The sequence below is a fragment of the Atrimonas thermophila genome (assembly GCF_045864955.1).
In the GTDB taxonomy this organism is placed as follows: domain Bacteria; phylum Atribacterota; class Atribacteria; order Atribacterales; family Thermatribacteraceae; genus Thermatribacter; species Thermatribacter velox.
This window is the reverse complement of sequence record NZ_AP028803.1, coordinates 164,421-183,948: the sequence shown is the minus strand read 5'-3', so window position 1 is coordinate 183,948 and position 19,528 is coordinate 164,421. Positions and strand designations below refer to the sequence as shown.

Annotated in this window: 22 protein-coding genes and 1 pseudogene; 5 read left to right on the top strand and 18 right to left on the bottom strand. The window is 47.9% G+C overall.

Annotation, left to right across the window (positions count from 1 at the left end; all coding sequences use genetic code 11):
* Positions 1 to 4 precede the first annotated feature (4 nt).
* From ACKTT1_RS01095 to ACKTT1_RS01085, 3 genes are read left to right on the top strand one after another with little or no spacing between them, the layout of a single operon-like run.
* Complete coding sequence (locus ACKTT1_RS01095) at positions 5 to 625, top strand: cyclase family protein (RefSeq protein WP_412709854.1); 621 nt, start codon at positions 5 to 7, stop codon at positions 623 to 625.
* Positions 626 to 2,011, top strand: a complete 1,386-nt coding sequence (locus ACKTT1_RS01090; protein WP_412709853.1) for a hypothetical protein — start codon at positions 626 to 628, stop codon at positions 2,009 to 2,011. It begins immediately after the preceding gene.
* The gene (locus ACKTT1_RS01085) at positions 1,998 to 3,143 is read left to right on the top strand and encodes an aldo/keto reductase (RefSeq protein WP_369017936.1); all 1,146 of its coding nucleotides are present in this window, start codon (positions 1,998 to 2,000) and stop codon (positions 3,141 to 3,143) included. The genes ACKTT1_RS01090 and ACKTT1_RS01085 overlap by 14 nt, the downstream gene beginning before the upstream one ends.
* Here the strand turns inward: ACKTT1_RS01085 and ACKTT1_RS01080 are convergent.
* From ACKTT1_RS01080 to ACKTT1_RS01005, 16 genes and pseudogenes are all read right to left on the bottom strand, one after another.
* Complete coding sequence (locus ACKTT1_RS01080) at positions 3,140 to 3,736, bottom strand: hypothetical protein (RefSeq protein WP_369017937.1); 597 nt, start codon at positions 3,734 to 3,736, stop codon at positions 3,140 to 3,142. The genes ACKTT1_RS01085 and ACKTT1_RS01080 overlap by 4 nt on opposite strands.
* Positions 3,737 to 3,758: 22 nt before the next feature.
* A complete protein-coding gene (locus ACKTT1_RS01075; RefSeq protein ID WP_369017938.1) occupies positions 3,759 to 5,474 on the bottom strand; it encodes an FAD-dependent oxidoreductase in 1,716 nt (571 codons plus the stop codon).
* Positions 5,475 to 5,489: 15 nt separating this feature from the next.
* On the bottom strand, positions 5,490 to 5,777 hold the full coding sequence (locus ACKTT1_RS01070) for a hypothetical protein (RefSeq protein WP_369017939.1): 288 nt from the start codon (positions 5,775 to 5,777) through the stop codon (positions 5,490 to 5,492).
* An 18-nt stretch (positions 5,778 to 5,795) separates the two neighbouring features.
* Positions 5,796 to 6,881, bottom strand: a complete 1,086-nt coding sequence (locus ACKTT1_RS01065) for a shikimate dehydrogenase (protein WP_369017940.1) — start codon at positions 6,879 to 6,881, stop codon at positions 5,796 to 5,798.
* 24 nt (positions 6,882 to 6,905) lie between these two features.
* Positions 6,906 to 7,343 (bottom strand): type II toxin-antitoxin system RatA family toxin, encoded by a 438-nt coding sequence (locus tag ACKTT1_RS01060; protein ID WP_369017941.1) that lies wholly within the window; start codon positions 7,341 to 7,343, stop codon positions 6,906 to 6,908.
* 7 nt (positions 7,344 to 7,350) lie between these two features.
* A complete protein-coding gene (locus ACKTT1_RS01055) occupies positions 7,351 to 8,628 on the bottom strand; it encodes an aminotransferase class III-fold pyridoxal phosphate-dependent enzyme (protein WP_369019432.1) in 1,278 nt (425 codons plus the stop codon).
* A gap of 35 nt (positions 8,629 to 8,663) precedes the next feature.
* Entirely contained in the window at positions 8,664 to 9,581 is a 918-nt protein-coding gene (locus tag ACKTT1_RS01050; RefSeq protein WP_369017942.1) for a quinate 5-dehydrogenase, read from the bottom strand.
* Entirely contained in the window at positions 9,559 to 9,933 is a 375-nt protein-coding gene (locus ACKTT1_RS01045) for a bactofilin family protein (RefSeq protein WP_369017943.1), read from the bottom strand. Before ACKTT1_RS01045 ends, ACKTT1_RS01050 begins: the two co-directional genes overlap by 23 nt.
* Complete coding sequence (locus ACKTT1_RS01040) at positions 9,917 to 10,678, bottom strand: type III pantothenate kinase (RefSeq protein WP_369017944.1); 762 nt, start codon at positions 10,676 to 10,678, stop codon at positions 9,917 to 9,919. The genes ACKTT1_RS01045 and ACKTT1_RS01040 overlap by 17 nt, the downstream gene beginning before the upstream one ends.
* 6 nt (positions 10,679 to 10,684) lie before the next feature.
* Complete coding sequence (locus ACKTT1_RS01035) at positions 10,685 to 11,221, bottom strand: ECF transporter S component (protein ID WP_369017945.1); 537 nt, start codon at positions 11,219 to 11,221, stop codon at positions 10,685 to 10,687.
* Positions 11,222 to 11,277: 56 nt separating this feature from the next.
* On the bottom strand, positions 11,278 to 12,210 hold the full coding sequence (locus tag ACKTT1_RS01030) for a P1 family peptidase (RefSeq protein WP_412709852.1): 933 nt from the start codon (positions 12,208 to 12,210) through the stop codon (positions 11,278 to 11,280).
* A 2-nt stretch (positions 12,211 to 12,212) separates the two neighbouring features.
* Entirely contained in the window at positions 12,213 to 13,016 is an 804-nt protein-coding gene (locus ACKTT1_RS01025; RefSeq protein ID WP_369017947.1) for a zinc ribbon domain-containing protein, read from the bottom strand.
* A gap of 28 nt (positions 13,017 to 13,044) precedes the next feature.
* Positions 13,045 to 13,152 (bottom strand): annotated as a pseudogene (locus ACKTT1_RS01020) (FmdB family zinc ribbon protein); the annotation flags it as partial.
* 78 nt (positions 13,153 to 13,230) lie between these two features.
* Positions 13,231 to 14,847, bottom strand: coding sequence for a chaperonin GroEL (groL, locus tag ACKTT1_RS01015; RefSeq protein WP_369019433.1), 1,617 nt, complete (start codon positions 14,845 to 14,847; stop codon positions 13,231 to 13,233).
* A 27-nt stretch (positions 14,848 to 14,874) separates the two neighbouring features.
* Positions 14,875 to 15,165: a co-chaperone GroES gene (gene groES, locus ACKTT1_RS01010; protein ID WP_369017948.1), complete on the bottom strand. Its 291-nt coding sequence runs from the start codon at positions 15,163 to 15,165 to the stop codon at positions 14,875 to 14,877.
* Positions 15,166 to 15,348: 183 nt separating this feature from the next.
* Positions 15,349 to 16,674, bottom strand: a complete 1,326-nt coding sequence (locus ACKTT1_RS01005; RefSeq protein WP_412709851.1) for a sigma-54-dependent transcriptional regulator — start codon at positions 16,672 to 16,674, stop codon at positions 15,349 to 15,351.
* 242 nt (positions 16,675 to 16,916) lie between these two features.
* Between ACKTT1_RS01005 and ACKTT1_RS01000 the strand changes: the two genes are divergently transcribed.
* Positions 16,917 to 17,174 (top strand): glutaredoxin family protein, encoded by a 258-nt coding sequence (locus ACKTT1_RS01000; protein ID WP_369017977.1) that lies wholly within the window; start codon positions 16,917 to 16,919, stop codon positions 17,172 to 17,174.
* Positions 17,161 to 17,562 (top strand): ferredoxin-thioredoxin reductase catalytic domain-containing protein, encoded by a 402-nt coding sequence (locus ACKTT1_RS00995; RefSeq protein ID WP_369017978.1) that lies wholly within the window; start codon positions 17,161 to 17,163, stop codon positions 17,560 to 17,562. The genes ACKTT1_RS01000 and ACKTT1_RS00995 overlap by 14 nt, the downstream gene beginning before the upstream one ends.
* A gap of 49 nt (positions 17,563 to 17,611) precedes the next feature.
* Here the strand turns inward: ACKTT1_RS00995 and ACKTT1_RS00990 are convergent, their stop codons facing one another.
* Positions 17,612 to 18,133 carry an ECF transporter S component gene (locus tag ACKTT1_RS00990; protein ID WP_412709850.1) on the bottom strand — a complete coding sequence of 174 codons (522 nt, stop codon included), beginning with the start codon at positions 18,131 to 18,133 and terminating at the stop codon, positions 17,612 to 17,614.
* Between the two features lie 54 nt (positions 18,134 to 18,187).
* A complete protein-coding gene (locus tag ACKTT1_RS00985) occupies positions 18,188 to 19,528 on the bottom strand; it encodes a GH1 family beta-glucosidase (protein ID WP_412709849.1) in 1,341 nt (446 codons plus the stop codon).

The following is a 19,528-nucleotide window of genomic DNA, read 5'->3' as shown; positions in this document are numbered from 1 at the left end:
TACTTTGGAAATAATCGATATTTCTTTACCCCTTGAGTCCACCATGCCCTCTTACAAGGGGCAGGCCAATAAAAAGCCCCTCATTGAAAAGGTGCGCAGCATAGAAGAAGGAGCCAATGAGACCCGTATCACTTTCGAAAGCCATACTGGAACCCACGTTGATGCCCCTCTGCACATGCTCAAAGATGGAAAAAGCATTGACCAGATTCCCCTGCAAAACTTTTTTGGCCCTGCACTGCTAATTGAAATAAGAGGTAAAGAGGCCATTGGGAAGGAAGAATTACTCCCCTGGGAACCCTGTATCCTCAAAGATCATTTCCTACTCATCAAAACTGACAACTCGTTTCAGGATCTTTCGCGCGAAAACTATGTTTACCTCACCCAGGAAGGGGCTCACTTTTTAGCAGAAAAAGAAATCAGGGGAATAGGAATTGATTCGCTGGGGATTGAGCGCAGCCAGCCCGGCCATCCCACCCACAAGATTTTGCTTTCCAAGGGCATCCTGATCATTGAAGGGCTCAAGCTTGATGAGGTGCAATGTGGAACATATTTCCTATCTGCCTTCCCTTTGAATATCAAAGGATGTGATGGAGCACCAGCCAGGGTGCTTCTCTGGAGGTTCTAAATGAAAACCCTCATCTTTTTTGGAGGAACAGGCAATTTGTTCGTTAACAAAATATTCCCCGCCCTGGTCACCATGTATGCCAGGGGTGATCTTGAGAACGTCCAGGTAGTAGCCATAGGACGGCGATTCAGCAGTCAGGACGACTATCAAAATTTTTTGCTCAAAACATTAACTGAAAAAGACCCCGCTCTTTTGTCTGAAGACTCCATAAAAGAATTCTGGAAATGTCTCCACTACCTCCAAGGTGACATTGAAGACGACTCAACCTTCGTTAAATTGAACCAGCACCTTGCAGCATGTTGCACTGAAGCAATCTTTTACCTCTCTACCCTGCCCAACCTCTACCAAAATGCCTTGAGACAGATAAAAAGCTTTTTTCCAGAAACGCTTCTCAAAAACGCCAAAGTAGCTCTGGAAAAACCCTTCGGCGACAATCTGCCCAGCTTCCAAAAATTAAAACAAACCCTGCAGCAAACATTTCTGGAAAAAAACATCTTCTACGTGGACCATTACCTGGGGAAAGAAATCGTCCTCAATCTGATAATCCTGAAAGCCGAAAACTGGTTCCTGGAAAGGCTCCTCTCCAGAGAATTCGTGAAGGAAGTCCACATTGGCCTTTGCGAGCGAGAGGGAGTGGCAGAGAGAAAAGTGTTTTACGAGCAAACCGGGGCTATTAAGGACGTTCTACAAAATCATCTCCTGCAGCTTCTGGCCCTAATCGCTGTGGATGCACCTCCTTTATGCGAAACCGATCCCAGAGAATGTGCCAGCTTCCTGGAAGCGCTGGCTTATGAAAAAAGTAAGTTGCTCTCCAAAATACATCTCCCACCACCGGAACATATCAAACTCGGGCAATACACAAGCTATCGCGAAGAAACCGGATACCTGAACTCAACCACGGAAACTCTTTTTGTGGTCCCCCTTTTCGTCGCCACATCCCGCTGGAAGGGGGTTCCTTTTTACCTGATTTCGGGCAAAAAAATGGCTGAAAAGCGTTCTTTTATAAAAGTGATTTTTTCTTCGCATCTTGACTACACCAACGCCCTTTATATGGAAATTCAGCCCGAAGAAAGGATAGACCTCTATCTTAGACTCAAAAGGCCAGGCACCACACTCTCCGCAATGGATACCCGCCTCAACTTCAGTTACGCAGGTAACTTTAAGGGCGCATCTTCTCAGGCTTACCAGAAAATCATACTGGATATACTGAGCGGTGACCGGGCACTGTTTCCAGACTCTTCGTTCATCGAAAATGCCTGGAGACTTACCGACCAGCTCAAAACGCTCCTTGATGAGCATCGGCATCCCTTGTTCTTTTACCCAGACTACACGCTGACTGCAGAAAGTTTACTCACCGAAAGGAGGTCAGAAAATGCAATACCGTAAATTTGGAAAACTGGATTTTGAGGTATCCATACTTGGCTTTGGAGCCATGCGGCTTCCTCTCTTTGATAAAAACGATGAGTCAAAAATTGATGAAAAAGAAGCAATCGCCATGATTCGCTACGCTATTGACCAAGGAGTTAACTATGTGGATACCGCCTACCCTTACCACAAAGGAAACAGTGAAATCGTGGTAGGTAAAGCATTAAAGGAAGGGTATCGTGAAAAAACCAAAATCGCCACCAAGTTGCCTACCTGGCTGATTCAATCTGAAAAAGACCTGGACAAATACCTTGCCGAACAACTCAAAAAACTCAGCACTGACTATATCGATTTCTATCTGATACATGCACTTGACAAAAACCGCTGGGAAACAGTTCTCAAACACCGGGTTCTCGAGTGGGCCGAAAAAGCGATGGAAAGAGGAGATATTCTCCACCTTGGCTTCTCTTTTCATGATGACCTCCCAACCTTCAAAAAAATAGTTGATGCATATCCCTGGGTGTTCTGTCAGATTCAATATAACTATCTGGACGTTGACTTTCAGGCAGGAAGAGAAGGCCTCCTTTACGCCCACTCCAAAGGGCTGGCAGTGGTAATCATGGAACCCTTGAAAGGAGGCAATCTGGTCAATCTCTCCGAATTTGCCCTGCAGCGCTTTCGAGAGGCAAACCCCCATCGCAGTCCTGCCGCCTGGGCTTTGCTCTGGCTGTGGAACCAGGAAGAGGTAACCACAGTCCTGAGTGGTATGAGCACCATGGAACAGGTCAAAGAAAACATCGAAATCGCCCGAAACGCCCACCCAGGAATACTCACCCAAGAAGAGCTGGAAGCCATAGATGAAGTGCGGGCAATCCTTAAAAAAGAAGCGCCGATTCCCTGTACCACCTGCCACTACTGCGTCCCCTGCCCTCAGGGAGTAAACATTCCCTTCCTCTTTGGTCTTTACAATCAAGTTTTTCAGTTCCAGGATAAAAGAGAACAGGCAGAAAAAACCTACTTTGGGTTCCTCAAAGAAGAAGAGCGACCAGGTAACTGTGTTGAATGCGGCATTTGCGAAGAAAAATGCCCCCAGCAGATACCTATACGAGACTGGCTTAAAAAGGTTGAGCAATTCTTTGAGAGGAAGAATTAATTGCCAATCTGAAAGCGCCCGGAAACAACTTCCAAAAATTCCGGGCGCTCAAAGTCGATATCGCTCACCAGGCCTTTGCTCTCAATCGAGTTGTGATCAAACAAAACTCTGACCAGGGACTGGGCAACCACTTTTTCTTCATCCGGATAATACACCAACTCTTCACCAAAAAGACGATCCCCGGAAGCAGACTCGGCCTCAACGCTACCTTTGAAGCTAAAAACATCCTCTACCAGATCCAGCTCTGCCTCGCCAGCACGAATTGTACTCCGCAAACTACCCGTTTCATCAAATACAGAAACCAGAACGCCTCCTTCACAGCGCATCCGGGTTATGCTCTTGTCAAGCTGGGCCTGAGGTGCTTCCAATAGCCATTTGAGCAAATCACCGTCCCAGCCTCTGACTATCATCCCCTGGAGCTTGATTCCCAACTCCGCTGCCTCTTCAGTCTTTTCAGCTTCAGCCTCTGTCTCTGATTCCTCCCCCAATCTCTCGGGAGAACGCAAAAGAAAGACCAGGACTAAAGATGTGGCCACCAGAAAAAGCACAACAATCAGTACATTGAACAGTCTGCTCCGGGCAAACCGTTTCATACTTTTACAACGCTTTCAAGCCTCAGGTCTCCACCTCGTAAGGCCAGCAAGCTAAACCGCCGTCCATAACTTTCACATTCTCAAAACCAGCTGCCTTAAGAATTAGAGAAGCTTCATAACCTCTCAAGCTAACTGCACAGAAAACAACAATTTCTTTGTCCCGGGGTAAAGTGTCAAGTTTGCTGCGCAGTGCACCAAGGGGAATCAGAGTACTACCCGGAATACGAACTTTTTGGTACTCAGCTGGAGTGCGAACATCCAAAAGCAAAAAATCTTCGCCCCGCTTTCTTTTACGCTCCACCTCAAGGGGCGAAATGCCTACCATTTTACCTTCAAGTTTATTACGAACCACATTGGCTGCCACACAGATATTGTCAATTGCTGAAGCATAAGGAGGAGCATAGGGAACATCGAGGTTGGAAATTTCTTCAATCGTTGCCCCATAGTGAAGCGCTGTAGCTACGGCATAAACGCTCTTGGTAACTTCCCCTTCACCCAGGAACTGTCCACCAAGCAGTTTTCCACTCTTTTTATCAACTACCAGTTTAGTGATGACTCTCTTTGCGCCCGGGAAATAGTGCGCCCTGTCTGGAGCTGGAACCAGCGCATATTCGACTTCATATCCCATCTCCTTTGCCTGACGCACACCCAGACCGCAGCGAGCAATGGTGTAATCAAAAAGTTTAAAGATGACCGAGTTGACGGCTCCTCGAAAGGCTTCCGAACCTCCAGCAATATTAATTGCCACCACTCTTCCTTGCTTGTTGGCCAAAGAACCCATAGGCATGTACGCACTTTTTCCACAGACCAGGTTTTCAACTTCTACACAGTCTCCACAGGCAAAAATGCAGGGATCGCTGGTGCGCAGGAAAAGATCCACTTTAATGCCTCCGTTGGGGCCAATCTCAAGACCCGCCTTGCGAGCCAAATCTGCGTTGGGACGAAAACCTGTAGCCAGAATGACCAGGTCAGCCTCATAGGAACTTTTATCAGTGATAACCCTTTTTACCGTACCACCTTCTCCTTCCACTCTTTCCACTCGTTCTCCCACTTTCACAGTAACGCCTTTCTTCTGGCAATAGCGGCGCACCAGAATTCCCATATCCTCATCAAGGATGGGTAAAATCTCGGGAAGAACTTCAATAATGGTAACCTCCAGCCCGCTTTTCACCAAGCTCTCAGTCATCTCCATCCCAATAAGTCCACCGCCTATGATCACCGCCTTTTTGGCCAGCTTCTCCCGAATGGTCCAGCGAATTGCTTCAGCATCCTCAATGCCATGCAGAGTGTAAACATGACCAAGATCCAGGAGCTTCAGTTCAGTATTCGGATTTTCCAGATCCACTGCCTTGATAGGAGGAATGGCCACTTCAGCACCGGTAGCCAAAACCAAGTAATCGTAAGTAAGCGAAAACACCTCTCCGGTATCGATACGGCGGGCTTCCACTTCTTTCTTTTTGCGGTCTATGCGCAACGCTTCGGTACGATTGTAGACTTTCACGCCTTTCATCTTTTCAAAATACTCGGGATCCCGCATCACCCCAACCGGGGTTTCCATTAACTCTTTCTGCTCTTTGATATCACCGCCGATGTAATAGGGAAGTCCACAACCCGCATAAGAGAGGAACTTCCCCTTTTCCAGAATGACCACCTCAGCCTCCGGGTCCAGTCGCTTCAGTTTTGCAGCAACTTTGGGGCCAGCCGCCACGCCACCTATAATGACCACTTTCTTCGACATATGCTTCACTCCTTTCTATCCACGCAGTTTTCTGACTTCGTTGTATATGCTACCCAAGCAAAAAAGCGCTGCCCCCCCAACAAACGTGCCAAAACCAGCCAAAACAGCTCCTGCTACCCCTCCCATCCACATCCAGGGTCTCATCTCCTGCATGGGAGGAAACTCCTCTCCCTCAAAAGGAGCAAACTCCGAAGAAGATTGGAAAAAATGCATAAAACTTCCCAGTCCCAGTACCGAAAAAACCGCCACTGCAATTCCAAAAATCATGACAATGATACCCACGATTCTCAAAAAAGTACCCATCTTTACCCTCCCCAAGAATTAGGAATTCTTTTTCAAAGCCTCTTCTTTGATCAAGATGATTTCTTGATCGCTGATTTCCCGACCAAAACTACGCAGCCCTGAAACTTTAAAACCATGTTTTTCAGCAAGACGGGTAATTTCTTTAACTTTTTCGACCTCCACCTCCTTACCCAGCGTGTAATCTTCAAAACGTCCCTCCAGGGTTAAAATCATGGTTTCCGCCATGCAGGCATAGGCTTTACCAGGTGGATAACCAAAATCCATCCCGAAATCGGGATCTCCAGGAACATCCACCACGCCACCTTCGATAACCAGCACATCCTTCCGTTGCTTCGCCACTTCATGAGCCACGTTGCGGGGACGGGCCACATCGCAAATGACAGCTCCCCGGGCAATCCAATCGGCACGGATGATGCCTCCAATAGCCGAAGTTACGGTGAGAATAGCTCGCGAATTCCTAATGCCTTCCTCTACGTCCACAAAGCCGGGAACCTTGATTCCCAGCTTATCTTCTATTTCTTTCTGGACAGCACGTACTTTATCAGGGTCTCGCCCTACCAGGCGTATTTTTTTTCCTTCTTCAGCCAGAATGAGTGCACAAGCTTTACCAATGGACCCAGTCGCACCCACAACCGAGATTTCTTCCTCATTCAAATCAAGGTCCATCTTTGAGGCCGCTATTTTCAGAGCCTCAATAGCCGTAGCCACCGTATAGCTATTCCCGGTAGTGACAGCAATATCCAGCCCTTTTTTAACAGTAATCCCTCCATCCCCGGCTACGGAAGTAAAAGCTCCCAAACCAATGATTTTTGCCTTTTTCTCCTGGGCCAGAAAACCACACTCGCGAATTTTACGAGCCACAAAAGGAAAGGGATACTCAAGAAGCACCCGGGGGGTCATAGGTAACCCTACGAAATAACCTTCTATTTCCTTGCCAGTAGCCCGAGAACGAACTCCGTGAACCTCGGATAAGATAAAAGGCTTCACCCTGGAAGCCAGAAATTCCACCGCTCTGGAAGGAAGAATTTTTAGGGGCTTGAAATGATCCTTGATATCCTGAGCAGACATGGCGTGGATTATAAATGCGAAACGGTCTTTATCCATCCTCCATCACCAGCTTTAAAATTTTTATCCCTGACAGGATTTCTGGAGTGCCTCCAGCATGGCCTGCAAGTTTTCCTGCATTTTCTTTTTGAGGAAAGCACTTATCAGACCTCCCACCAGGGGAAGGCCCAGGTCGTACTCGATTTCGAGCTCTACCCGAGTTTTTTCTTCTCCCGCCTCGACAAAGCGCCACACTCCTTCGTACTTTTTGAAATCGCCACCCGTTGCGTAAAAACGGCACTCCCGGGCTGTGTCATCCCAGACATCTCTTTCAGTCCACTTGACTTCCCGACCCTGAAACTCTCCTTTCCAGAAACTCTCTACCTCGCTTCCTTCCTGTTTCAATATCTTAACTTCTTTAAGATCTGGCAAAAAACTTGCCAGCCGTTCGATATCTTTGGCTTTCTGGTAAACGTCATCCGGGTTGCCTTCAATCACTATTTCACCACGTACTCTGGCCATTGAGCTCTCACCCTCCTATTTCCTCCAGAATTCCCTGAACGCTTTTTAGTGATGCCTCGAAAACCTCAAGCACCAGATCCAGCTCTTCTTTAGTAATCACCAGCGGTGGTTCCAGACGTATAACCTTGGGATTGTTCAGGGTATAAGCAACCAGCACCCTGCGCTGTGCCATCTCCATGGCGAGAAGCGAAGCTACATCAGAGTCAAAAAATTCAACCCCGACGAGCAAACCCTTACCGCGTACCTCCTTAATGAGGGGAGCAAACTGGATAGCCAAGCCTTGAAGAGCAGAAAGCAGGTATTCCCCCTTGCGAGCGGCTTGTTGGGGAATTTCTTCTTCCTGCAAAACCTTAAGCGTCTCGATTCCCGCTGCACAGCTCAGGGGGTTGCCACCCAAAGTTGAACTGTGGATAAAAGGATTGTCCTCGAAAACCGTCCAGATCTGGGGGGTGCTCATGAAAGCCCCCAGCGGCAGCACTCCGCCTCCCAGCCCTTTGGCCAGAGCCAGAATATCCGGCACCACTCCATAATGCTCGCAAGCAAACATAGCGCCCGTTCTACCCAAGCCGGTTTGCACTTCATCCAGAATCAACAATGCTCCTCTCGCATCACAGATTTTGCGTACTTCAGAAAGGTAATCAGGCGGAGGGAGGATGATGCCACCTTCTCCCTGGATGGGTTCAAGAATCACCGCAGCAGTCTGCTCATCAACAGCCTGAGCCATAGCTTCTGCGTCTCCAAAGGGAACCTGATAAGTTTCCGGCAAAAGCGGTTCAAAAGGCTTTTTATAAACTTCACGGCCGGAAACGCTCAACGCTCCCATGGTTTTGCCGTGAAAACCGCCCAGGGCTGAAACCAGCTTTTTACGCCCCGTGTAAAAGCGCGCCAGCTTGATTGCTCCCTCCACTGCTTCAGCACCGCTATTACAGAAAAAGGAATACTGGAGCTCTCCTGGAGTGATTTGCGCGAGCATCTCAGCAAGGTCGGCCTGCTGGCGATTAAAAAGGGTGCGGGTGGACAGCGGAAGGTAATCGAGTTGCCTTTTCACGGCTTCAACCACCCGGGGATGATTGCGACCCACGTTGAAAACTCCAAATCCGCCTATGCAGTCAATATATTGGTTGCCAAAAATATCCCATACTTTGGCACCCTTTCCCTTCCACTCCACAGTGTTAAAGTTGGCAAACTTAAAAAGGCGAACCAAACCAGGGTTGATAAATCGAGCATATTTTTCGACTGTTTCCTCCACAAAACGCTTTTTGTCTTCTTCGCTGCATTGCTCAATCCAGTCCATTGTAATCGCCTCCTCAAAAAGGCTCGTCATTTCACCTCGTTGAGTACTACCACCCGAGGCCTGAAACCTGTCCTGTGCATGAGAGAAAGATACTCTTCAGGGGCAATCTCTTCGGGCTTTCGCTCCAGCAGAGCCACAAAAACTGCTTGCAAAACGTTGGTACCAAAAGACCTGCCCTGGATTTCAGGCGTGGTGGTTATCAAAAGGTGCACCCCCATACCACGCAGTTCTTCAAGGTCTTCCGCAGTAACTGTATTAGTGATGATAATTTTTCCAGGTAATTTCGGGGGAGCAAAACGCCGGATATAAAGAAAGTCTCCCCCCACAACATCGGAGCGCTCAAAATAGAAAGGGAAGCGAGGGGTGCGTTCTTCCTGCTTCTTTCCCGTGGGATAGAGAACATCTATGGGTAGGCGCCTTAAAACCGGCATCATCAAAACGGAAAGGAAACGAAGCGTCCACAGCCTGCGCAAGGCAATAGGAATACCCAAAGCGAAGGGCATATCGGCAATGAGCAGAGAACAACCGGCACGGTGGAGGCCTTCAGCCAGACCATAGCGGTCCATACCACTCATGATAAGGGCAATTTTTCCTTTCCAATCCACCAATCCCTCGCGCTGCAAAAGAAGGGGAATTTCACATTCCCAGACACCTTTCAGTTCACCACCATCAACGATAGGCGTTTTGCGAGCTCCTTCCACCAGCCGGGCAACATCCTTCACCAGGTAGCGGTACTTCCCAGCCCGCAAATAGAGGTCTGCTCCTCCCAGTCCAAAGGCATCGACTTTCCCATCCAGTTCTCTTAAAAGCTCCTTAAACCGCTCTTTATCACCATCCACGCCTATTCTTTCTATAATGACTTTCTGGCCTAAGAGCTCGATTTCTGCCCGGTGATTTCTGCGAGAAGAACCCAGGCTAATACTAACCACTCTCTTGGGCTTCATCCCTCTCATCCTCCACAGCTTGAAACACCAGACTACCCTCCAGTGTTGCACCTGGCACAATTCCTGCGCTTTTTGCAAGCACTACACCTCGCATAACGCTACCTCTGAGAAAATAGGCTTTCCCCACCCTGGAATTTGCATCGATTTCTCCCCAGAGTTCCAGATACCTGGCCTCCACCCTTCCCTTAACCTGGCCGCCCCTGGCAATCAACAAAGACCCACAGCTGACCTCCCCATCCATTGTGCCATGAATCAGAGCAGCCTCCTCGTTTTTCAAGGTGCCTCTGACCACGCTTCCCTCCCCCAAAAGCAGCATTTCTTGGGGATTTATGCGCTCAAGTATTGAGTTCATCGATAATCCTCAACCCCTCAAGAGTCAAAACCGGGTTAAAAACATCCACGAAGTCGCAGTAACGATGCAGAAAAATACCCCAGCCACCAGTAGCTATCACCCGAGCTTCCTGTGAAAACTCCTCCTTCATGCGTCTGACGATTTCCCGGCTCAGACCAATGTAACCAAAAAATATCCCTGCGTGCATTGCTTCAACGGTGTTCCTGCCAATGCAATGCTCGGGAACTTCAATGTCCACCTTGGGAAGCTTGGCTGTCTTCTCATAGAGAGCCTCACGGGCCATGCCGATTCCCGGCGCTATAACCCCGCCCAGATACTCTCTTTTTCTGGTAATAGCGCAGAACGTGGTAGCCGTTCCAAAATCAATCACGATGAGGTCACCACCATAAAGGTGAGATGCAGCCACAGCGTTGACTACCCGGTCTGCACCCACTTCCCGAGCCTCTGCCTTTATAGCCAAACCCGTTTTTACTCCTGGACTCACTTTCAAGACTGAGAGTCCGTTTTTCTTAACGAAAAGTAGGTCTAGGACGTTCAGAACCGGTGGCACCACACAGGAGATGGCCACCCGTCTGATTGCATTGAATTCTATTCCACTATTTTCCAAAAGGTTCCAAAAAAGAAGATACCACTCGTCTTCTGTCCTCCGGATAGAGGTGGAAACCCGAAAAGAACAAAGAAGTCTCCCTGCTTCAAAAACACCGAAGTTAGTGTGCGTGTTACCTACATCAATGCAAAGGAGCATACAAGTTCAAACCACCTTTTGCAAAACACGTACTATCGGATACACAATGACTGCCGAAATTAAAAGCTCTAAAGAACCATTCAGCGCAAAAACAGGCAAAACCTGCTGCCAGGTAAAGTACTTCATCAATACCATCAACCCTAAAACACCAACGGTGTTGGTGAAAGTACCAGCTAAGGCTGCTACCAGAATAGCATATCTGTTTTTGCCCAGCAACGCAAAAACGTAGTAGGCAACCACTCCAATCAACAAACGAGGGACAAAACAGGCCACCAGATTACCCAGAAAAAGGTGCATGGTAAAAAACCCCAAAACCAGCCCGACCAGGGCTCCTACCAAAGGACCACCCAACAGACCACCGATTATGGCCGGAATGTGCATTACCGTTGCGTAACCGGAAAGGTTAGGAACGGGGATCAAGCCCAGGGGGGTTAGACCCAAAATGGCTGAAATGGCTCCCAAAATACCAGCCAGAAGGATTTTACGCAGAGGCAATCGGGAATAAACCCCCGCTCCAGTTCTTCCAGATACCGGACGGGACATGAAAAATCACCTCCATCGCCGCCACTTGAGGGTCGGCGTTTTTACTTTTATTTAATTTAAAACATTATATCACTACATGCAGGTATACCTGGAGTCCCCTTAGCCCGACGCGCTGCATTAACAGTGGCTTTTCCTACTCCCTCATAAACAGCCCTTACAATTTCAAGGTAACCTGCCCTTTTTCTTTTTCTGCCAGCAACCAGAAAGGCCAGGTCACCGTCATAGAGAGTCGCCAGAGGACGTACACAGAGGGCAAGGGCTGAATGCACCACTCCCGAGAGAGCTTCCAGTTCCTCCCGGGAAAGCTCAAAAGAGAAAAAAAGCAAAAGCAAAGTGGTATTGAACGGTGAACCTGAAAAATTACCTGACGTACCGAAAAAGCCCACCGGCTTCCCACCTGCGCCGCGCACTCCAGCCAAAAGCTTTCCTTCAAAGGGGTCATACACATCACCAAGAGCATTACAAACCACAAAGCTATCAACGTAGCCTCCACTCACTTCAACCCTCGACCAACCAAAGCCGCCTTTCATGGCACGACCTAGACCTAAAGCTTTGCCGACTGTAGCTCCCGCACCAGCTCCTACACTGCCTTCTTGGGGCGGAAAAGAAGCTCGCTGAGCAGCCAGATAACCCCACTCCGGAGCAGGAAGAATCCCTCCTGAAACTTCAAGGTCATAAATAACCGCCCCAGGCACAATGGGAACTGGGCCAGCCTGAGTAGGAAAACCTTTTCTCTGCTCTCTGAGGAAAGCGACCACTCCCTCTCCAACACAGAGACCAAAAGCACTGCCCCCGGAAAAAAATATCGCGTCAACACTTTCCACCAGATTACCAGCCCGAAGCACTGAAACTTCTCTTTCACCAGGAGCTTTTCCCAAAACCGAGGCTACCGCACGGTTGGGCTCTGGGAAAAGAAAAACCGTACACCCTACCAGGGCGCTTTGATGTTGATAATGGCCGACTTTGACACCACTTTCCAGTTCGATCATCTTCAGGAAAGTTTACACCCACAATAAGGACAAAGCTTGAAATCTGGAGACACCTTCTTGCCACAGTTGGGGCAGACTCCTACTGCTTCTGGTTTTTCTTTCAGGGCCTCCGGAGGCATATTTTTCTGGGTTTCAGCAATGGTTTTTTGCCAGGTAGCAAGTTCCACCATGCTGTCGAAGTACACTTCTCGTTCCCGCTGCCACTCGTCCCGATAGCGCACCAGGAGATACTCTGGTTTCTGATTAATGCGTCTTCGGTTAAGAAACAGGAGGCTCCTGTCTCTGTGGAACAGTTCCTTTTCCGGAATCGCTTCAACCGCAGTAATAGAGCTGAGGGGGATTCGAAAAATCACCTTTTCAAAAGGAGGGGCGATGCCAAAAATATTGGGGCCTTTTTCAAAATTTTCAAACCAGAGACTACGAGACATTAAATAAAGGAGGCCCTCCGTTTTGGTTTCAAAGCGAGGATGGCCTCCCAGATAGCGTGCAAACGAAGAAAGAACTTTTTTTTCTCCAAACTCTCTTTCTTTTTCCGCCCAGAACTCGGTTACATTGACTTCCTTGCCCCGGCGCTTTACACTCCAGACGATAGCGCCCAGCAGCAAAAACCCTATCAGCAACAAGTACCCAAAGGCATTCATGGGAATTACACTAAGATTTGTTGTTGCTGCTCTCGGAAGAACTACTACTACCGCAGGTCGAACAACTGCTGGAGGTGCAGGAGCTGCAAGAGCTGCTGCTTGAGTCAGAGCTGCTTCCCGAAGAACGGTAATCAGTGCAATAAAAACCGCTACCTTTAAAAACAAAACCCACGCTTTTACTGATTAAGCGTTTTACTCTCCCCTTACAAAAGGGACACTCCTGAACCGGTTTATCGCTGAATGATTGAAACTCTTCAAAAGTTTTGCCGCAATCTATGCACTGATACTCATAAATTGGCATGACCAACACCTCCAAAAATCAAAAGCCCGGCAAAGGAGAACATCCCCTACCGGGCTTCTCCCTCTATATTATACCCTATCAATACTCAGGCATTGGCGGAGTCTGCTGTTTTTCTTTCTCCGGTATTTCAGTTACCACGGACTCAGTGGTAAGCATTACTGAAGCCACACTTGCTGCATTCTGAAGTGCAGTTCTGGTCACTTTGGTAGGATCAATAATTCCTGCTTCAATCATGTCCACGAACTCTCCAGTGAGTGCGTTGTAACCCATGTTGGGATTGTCAAACGACTTGATGCGCTCGACAATTACCGAACCCTCTTCTCCAGCGTTTTCGGCAATCATCTTGGCGGGTTCATCCAGAGCTTTCTTGACAATCAGAGCTCCAATCTTTTCATCGCCGTCAAGCTGCAGTGCGTCAATAGCCTTAGCTGCACGAATGAGCGCCACACCACCGCCAGGAACAATGCCTTCCTCAACTGCTGCGCGAGTTGCATGGAGTGCGTCTTCAACTCGGGCTTTCTTCTCTTTCATTTCAGCTTCAGTGGCTGCACCTACCCGGATAACTGCCACACCACCAGCAATCTTGGCCAGTCTCTCCTGCAGTTTTTCACGATCATAATCGGAAGTGGTTTCTTCGATTTGGCGCTTGATCTGGTTCATTCTGGCTACTATGTCTTCTTTCTTGCCAGCACCCTCGACGATGGTGGTGTTTTCCTTGTCAATAACCACCTTGCGAGCCTGGCCCAGATCCTGTACCGTAACGTTTTCAAGCTTAATGCCCAGGTCTTCGGAGATGAAGCGACCACCAGTCACGATGGCAATATCCTCAAGCATTGCTTTCCTGCGGTCTCCAAAACCAGGAGCTTTCACTGCAGCACAGTTCAAAACGCCCTTTAGTTTGTTTACAACCAGAGTGGCCAACGCTTCGCCTTCCACGTCCTCAGCGATGATCAGAAGCGGTCTGCCCAGCTGAACTACCTTTTCAAGCAAAGGCAGCAGGTCTTTGACTGCTGAAATCTTCTTCTCATAGATGAGAATCAACGGATTCTCTAAAACTGCTTCCATTCTTTCTGGGTCAGTAATGAAGTACGGAGAAAGATATCCCCGATCAAACTGCAGACCTTCCACAACCTCCAGAGTGGTCTCCAACCCTTTGGCTTCTTCAACAGTGATTACTCCATCTTTTCCTACTTTTTCCATAGCATCAGCGATGATGCTACCAATAGATTCATCGTTGTTGGCAGCAATGGATGCAACCTGTGCAATCTCTTTGCGATCGCTGACTTCCTTGCTCATCTTCTTGAGCTCTTCAACCACTGCTTCCACTGCTTTGTCAATACCACGTTTGAGCAGCATGGGGTTAGAGCCCGCAGCAACATTGCGTAGACCTTCCCTGTAAATGCTCTCAGCCAAAACGGTAGCAGTGGTGGTTCCGTCACCGGCAACATCGCTGGTTTTCGAAGCCACTTCTTTAACCAGCTGCGCACCCACGTTTTCATTGGGATCAGCCAGCTCTATTTCCTTAGCAACGGTAACCCCGTCTTTAGTGATAGTGGGTGAACCAAATTTCTTTTCAATAACCACGTTTCTCCCTTTGGGGCCCAGAGTAACCTTAACAGCATCGGCCAGAGTTTTAACGCCCCGCAGTATGGCTTGACGTGCTTCTTCCTCAAAAATTATCTGTTTGGCCATTATCCGCTGACCTCCTTTCTCCTTTGTCGGTTATTCTTCAATAATACCCAGTATATCGTCCTCGCGCATGATGAGATATTCTTCTTCATCAAGCTTCACTTCGGTGCCAGCGTACTTGCCAAAAAGCACCTTGTCCCCTTCTTTGACTTCCAGGGGTTTGCGATTTCCATTTTCGTCAACCTTGCCCGTACCTACGGCTACTACTGTTCCCTGCTGGGGCTTCTCTTTGGCAGTATCCGGAATTATGATACCACCCTTGCGTACCTCTTCTTCCTCCATACGTTTTACCAGAACTCGATCTCCCAGTGGTTTAATCTTCACTTTGGTGTCACCCCTTTCCTAATTTTTTCTTAAGACCGCTCATTATTCTAACTCGGAAGGGGGGTTTTTGCAAGCTAAAAGCAAAATCAATCAAAGTCAAAATTATGTCATAATGGCAAAAAGTGGGAATTGTTTTTGTCAAAATGACAAAAGAGGGTTCTTTACCTTGCCAAATTGACAAATCTATTTCTTGGAAAATTCGTTTTCCGCAAGGTCATACTGCTCAATCTTGCGGTAAAGAGTGCGCAAGCCTATACCCAGCATCTGGGCGGTTTTGCTCTTGTTGAAGCGGTTGGCTCGCAGGGTTTCCAGAATAAGGATTTTCTCTGCTTCTTCCAGAGTCATACCAACCCGCACCGGCACAATTTTCCCAAAATCCGCGCCCTTACGAATTTGAGCTGGAACGTCTTTGGCTGTTAAAACCTGGTTCTGGGAAAGTATAACCATCCCTTCAAGAACATTGCGGAGCTCAATGACGTTTCCCGGCCAGTCGTACTCCATGAGCACCTGCAGCGCTTCTTTGTCAATAGCAATAACTTCCTTCCCGGTTTCCTGGGCAATTTCACGCAGAAAGCGCTCTATTAAAAAAGGAATATCTTCTTTGCGCTCCCTCAAGGGGGGTATCTCTATCTTTACCGCACTCAAAAAATAGTAAAGATCGCTACGAAAACGGCCTGTGGCTACTTCTTCTTCAAGGGAAGTTTCCGAAGAAGCGATAATTCGAAAATCTTTTGAGCCGCCTCCAAAACGGTATTCTTCCAGAAAATCGACCACTTCAGCCTGAACGGGGAAAGGCAAAAGATGCACGTCTTCAAAAAAGAGGGTTCCCTGAAATTCATCGGGCAACTCTTTATAGGTCTCTTCGGTCTTCAGCCACTCAGCCCTTTTCAAAAAACCAGACGGCAAACCAGGGCACAAGACCTTGAAAAAGGGACGACCTTCCGGAAAAGAATACTGATGAATGGCTCTGGCTATCAGTTCCTTACCCGTTCCCTGCTCTCCAAAAATCAGGACCGGTCTCCTCACCTGAGCCACCTGGAGCACCAGGTCGAAAATACGCTGCATCTTCTCTGAAACGCCCGTGATTCCAGCAAAAGAGAAACGAGTGCCAATCCTTTTCTTCAGGTCTTTGTTCTCAGCGAGCAGATTGAGGTGTTCTTCAGCTCTCTTTATGGTGGAAAGAAGGCGCAGCGGAGTGAGCGGTCGGGAAAGATAATCATAAATTCCTTTGTTAAGGAGACCCCGCACGTAAAAGGGATTGTCACTACCACCTACAGCGAGCACCACCACTTCACCAAAGCGCTCCCGCACAGAACGCAAAAACTGAAACCCTTCCTCAGCAAGCACTTCTTCTTCAGCCAGCACGATGTTTATTTCCTCTCGCTCTAAGCAGTTCAAAGCCAGATCCCGGTTGCGCACCACCACTACATAGTAGCCTTCGTCTCTCAAAATATCTGCGATCTTCTCCTGCAAAAGAGGGTCTTCACTGACGATTAAAACCTTACGCAAACCACCAACAACCTCCCAAAAGCTGACCATCAAAATACCAAAAACTCCCTACCATTTTAACGCTAAAGACTTATTTTTTCAGTAACTCTGTACAACCCTACTCACCCGGAACTCCTCCCTTATGTGCTACAACAAACCCTTTTTCAGCAAGAATCAGGGCGCAAAATCCTGAAACTCGAATAAAAGCCGGGTTATCTGGTTTAATATTCAAAGAAAATCAATAAACCTGGGAGGAAAAAACCATGAAAAAAGTTATGCTTTATGCACTGAGCACCTGTCCTTTTTGCCAGATGACCAAGCAGTTCTTCAAAAAACACAACATCCCTTTTGACTTTGTGGATGTTGATCTTTTGCCAGAAGCAGAAAAAGAGCAAACCGTCCAGAAAGTTCAAGCAATATCGGGAAGAAGAGCTTTTCCAGTGATCGTGATCGAAGATGAGGTAATCGTGGGATACGATGAACTAAAAATCAGGGAGGCACTTAAAGATGAGCTCAAATGAAAAACTTTTTTGTCCAGTATGTCAGGTATCTTTCCTATACAAAGAAGAAAAGCAACCTGGAAAAAAAATAGTCTGTCCGGTTTGCGGTGCAGTACTGGAACTTGTGGAAGAAAACGGCACTATAAAGGCCCAGCGCCCTTCTGACCTCTCCCCAGAAGAGGAAATCACCCAGCGTATAGAAAATTTTGCCCGCCTCAGAGGATATCACTTCAACGAAATGAAAAAACCACTAATCGAAGGCCTATTGAAAAAATACGAGCGTTTTGGGGACTTTTACTGCCCCTGCAAAATTGATAATATACCGGAAAACGTTTGTCCCTGCCTGGAAACCCGCCAGGGAAGCGTAGAAAAAAACGGTCGTTGTCACTGCGGCCTGTTTTGGAAGTAAAAACCTGTGGGGGCGCAGAAGCGCCCCCATAAAGAAGGTCGAATCCCCTTCAGAAAAAGCGCGGGCTTTCTTTCCGGCTTTTCAGTAAAGCAGCAACCAAAAGAGGTATCAAAACCAGCTGAATCAGAATACCCGGCAATGCCACGATAAACAGGGTCTGGAGGAGCGGGAGTAGGCCAAACGAACGTCCCAAAAGCGAAAAGAGAATCCAGCTACTCAAAATGAAAGCACCCCTTCCCAAAAATACGGCCACAACCAGCGAAGAAAGAATGCCCCAGCGCAAGCGCTGATAAAACAAGAAAGCCGACAGACCATACACACCAAGCTCAAACATCATGGCTACAAGCGATGGGAAAACTGGCCTTCCAGAAATCAAAAAACTCAAGACAGGCAAAATCAGCCCAACCAGAAAGGCTTCTCCTCCACTACGCAGCAAAAATCCTCCCAGAAGCACTGGTATATGCATGGGTAGAAACACCTGTCCGGGAATACCAGTAAAGTGGAAAAAGTAGGGCAAAGCCACCCCTATGGCTATCAATACTCCCATCTTGGTTATTTCTCTGGCCTGCAAATTTCATCCCTCCAGAACAAAGTGCATCTCTAACCTCAAAAATACTGGACGCTATCAATCCACTCTTTTGGACTTAACCACCTTCTGATACCAGTAAAAACTGGCTTTTTTAATCCTTTGCAAGGTGGTATAATCCACGTAAACCAGTCCAAAGCGCTTGGAAAGACCGAAACCCCACTCAAAGTTGTCCATGAGACTCCACACAAAATATCCCGAAACCGGGCACCCTTCATCCACAGCACGATGCAGAGCCAGAAGATGAGAACGCAGATAATCGATGCGCCTCTGGTCATTAATCCGTCCTTTGGAATCGGGCTGGTCAGGAAGCGCAATGCCATTTTCGGTGATATAGATATCCTCCGGTTGATACTCTTCACTGACTCTCTTCACAATCTCATAAAGACCCTCAGGGTATATTTCCCAGCCCATATCGGTATACTCGCTTTGGGGTGGATTGAAAAACTCTACCTCAAAAATTGCTCCCTCTCCCTTGCCAACTACGCGCCGAAAGTAATAGTTAATCCCCAGAAAATCAATGGGCTGAGCGATCAGAGACTTTTCCTCCTCACTCAACTGAGGAAGGGCAAAGCCCTTTTTCTCGTACCAGAGAAGCATATCCTCTGGAAACTCACCCTTGAAAAGAGGATCCAGAAACCAGCGGTTAAAATAACCGTCGCAGCGTTTGGCTGCCAGAATATCCTCTTCGCTATCGGAAAAAGGATGCACAGGAGTGAGATTAAGGGTAATGCCAATGGAACCCAGGGTTTTTTCCTCTCGAAAAGCCTGCACAGCGAGACCGTGAGAAAGGAGCAGATTACGGCTTACCTGAAGCGCAGATTTGAAATCCCGCTTACCCGGTGCATGTCTTCCCTCATAATGCCCTACGAAAGACACCACCCAGGGTTCGTTATGGGTAATCCATAGGAAAACTTCTTTGGCAAAGCTCTGGAAAAGGAAACGCGCATATTCCGCAAAGGCTTCTACCGTCTCCTGGTTTTCCCATCCTCCTTTATCCTGAAGCTTTTGGGGAAGGTCCCAGTGATAAAGGGTTACTACAGGTTTGATACCCGCTTCTTGCAATTTCCCAATAAGCGAGCGATAAAAATCCAACCCCTTCTCGTTAACTCGACCCCTTCCCTCCGGGAATATCCGGGGCCAGGATATGGAAAAGCGATAGGCATCAACACCCAGTTCCTTCAGAAGAGCTACATCTTCTTCAAAGCGGTGGTAGTGGTCACAAGCCACATCCCCCGTGGTGCCATCCTGGATGTTACCTGGAGTGTGCGCAAAGCGATCCCAGATACTCTCACCCTTGCCATCCTCGTTCCACGCACCCTCAATCTGATAGGAAGCAGTAGCCACACCAAAAATGAAATCCTCTGGAAAATAAGGCAT

Bases quoted from the DNA above. Each gene is read 5' to 3' on its own strand.
- ACKTT1_RS01090 (WP_412709853.1), top strand. From the start codon at position 626: ATGAAAACCCTCATCTTTTTTGGAGGAACAGGCAATTTGTTCGTTAAC.
- ACKTT1_RS01085 (WP_369017936.1), top strand. From the start codon at position 1,998: ATGCAATACCGTAAATTTGGAAAACTGGATTTTGAGGTATCCATACTT.
- ACKTT1_RS01080 (WP_369017937.1), bottom strand. From the start codon at position 3,736: ATGAAACGGTTTGCCCGGAGCAGACTGTTCAATGTACTGATTGTTGTG.
- ACKTT1_RS01075 (WP_369017938.1), bottom strand. From the start codon at position 5,474: ATGTCGAAGAAAGTGGTCATTATAGGTGGCGTGGCGGCTGGCCCCAAA.
- ACKTT1_RS01070 (WP_369017939.1), bottom strand. From the start codon at position 5,777: ATGGGTACTTTTTTGAGAATCGTGGGTATCATTGTCATGATTTTTGGA.
- ACKTT1_RS01065 (WP_369017940.1), bottom strand. From the start codon at position 6,881: ATGGATAAAGACCGTTTCGCATTTATAATCCACGCCATGTCTGCTCAG.
- ACKTT1_RS01060 (WP_369017941.1), bottom strand. From the start codon at position 7,343: ATGGCCAGAGTACGTGGTGAAATAGTGATTGAAGGCAACCCGGATGAC.
- ACKTT1_RS01050 (WP_369017942.1), bottom strand. From the start codon at position 9,581: ATGAAGCCCAAGAGAGTGGTTAGTATTAGCCTGGGTTCTTCTCGCAGA.
- ACKTT1_RS01045 (WP_369017943.1), bottom strand. From the start codon at position 9,933: ATGAACTCAATACTTGAGCGCATAAATCCCCAAGAAATGCTGCTTTTG.
- ACKTT1_RS01040 (WP_369017944.1), bottom strand. From the start codon at position 10,678: ATGCTCCTTTGCATTGATGTAGGTAACACGCACACTAACTTCGGTGTT.
- ACKTT1_RS01035 (WP_369017945.1), bottom strand. From the start codon at position 11,221: ATGTCCCGTCCGGTATCTGGAAGAACTGGAGCGGGGGTTTATTCCCGA.
- ACKTT1_RS01030 (WP_412709852.1), bottom strand. From the start codon at position 12,210: ATGATCGAACTGGAAAGTGGTGTCAAAGTCGGCCATTATCAACATCAA.
- ACKTT1_RS01000 (WP_369017977.1), top strand. From the start codon at position 16,917: ATGAAAAAAGTTATGCTTTATGCACTGAGCACCTGTCCTTTTTGCCAG.
- ACKTT1_RS00995 (WP_369017978.1), top strand. From the start codon at position 17,161: ATGAGCTCAAATGAAAAACTTTTTTGTCCAGTATGTCAGGTATCTTTC.
- ACKTT1_RS00985 (WP_412709849.1), bottom strand. From the start codon at position 19,528: ATGCCTTATTTTCCAGAGGATTTCATTTTTGGTGTGGCTACTGCTTCC.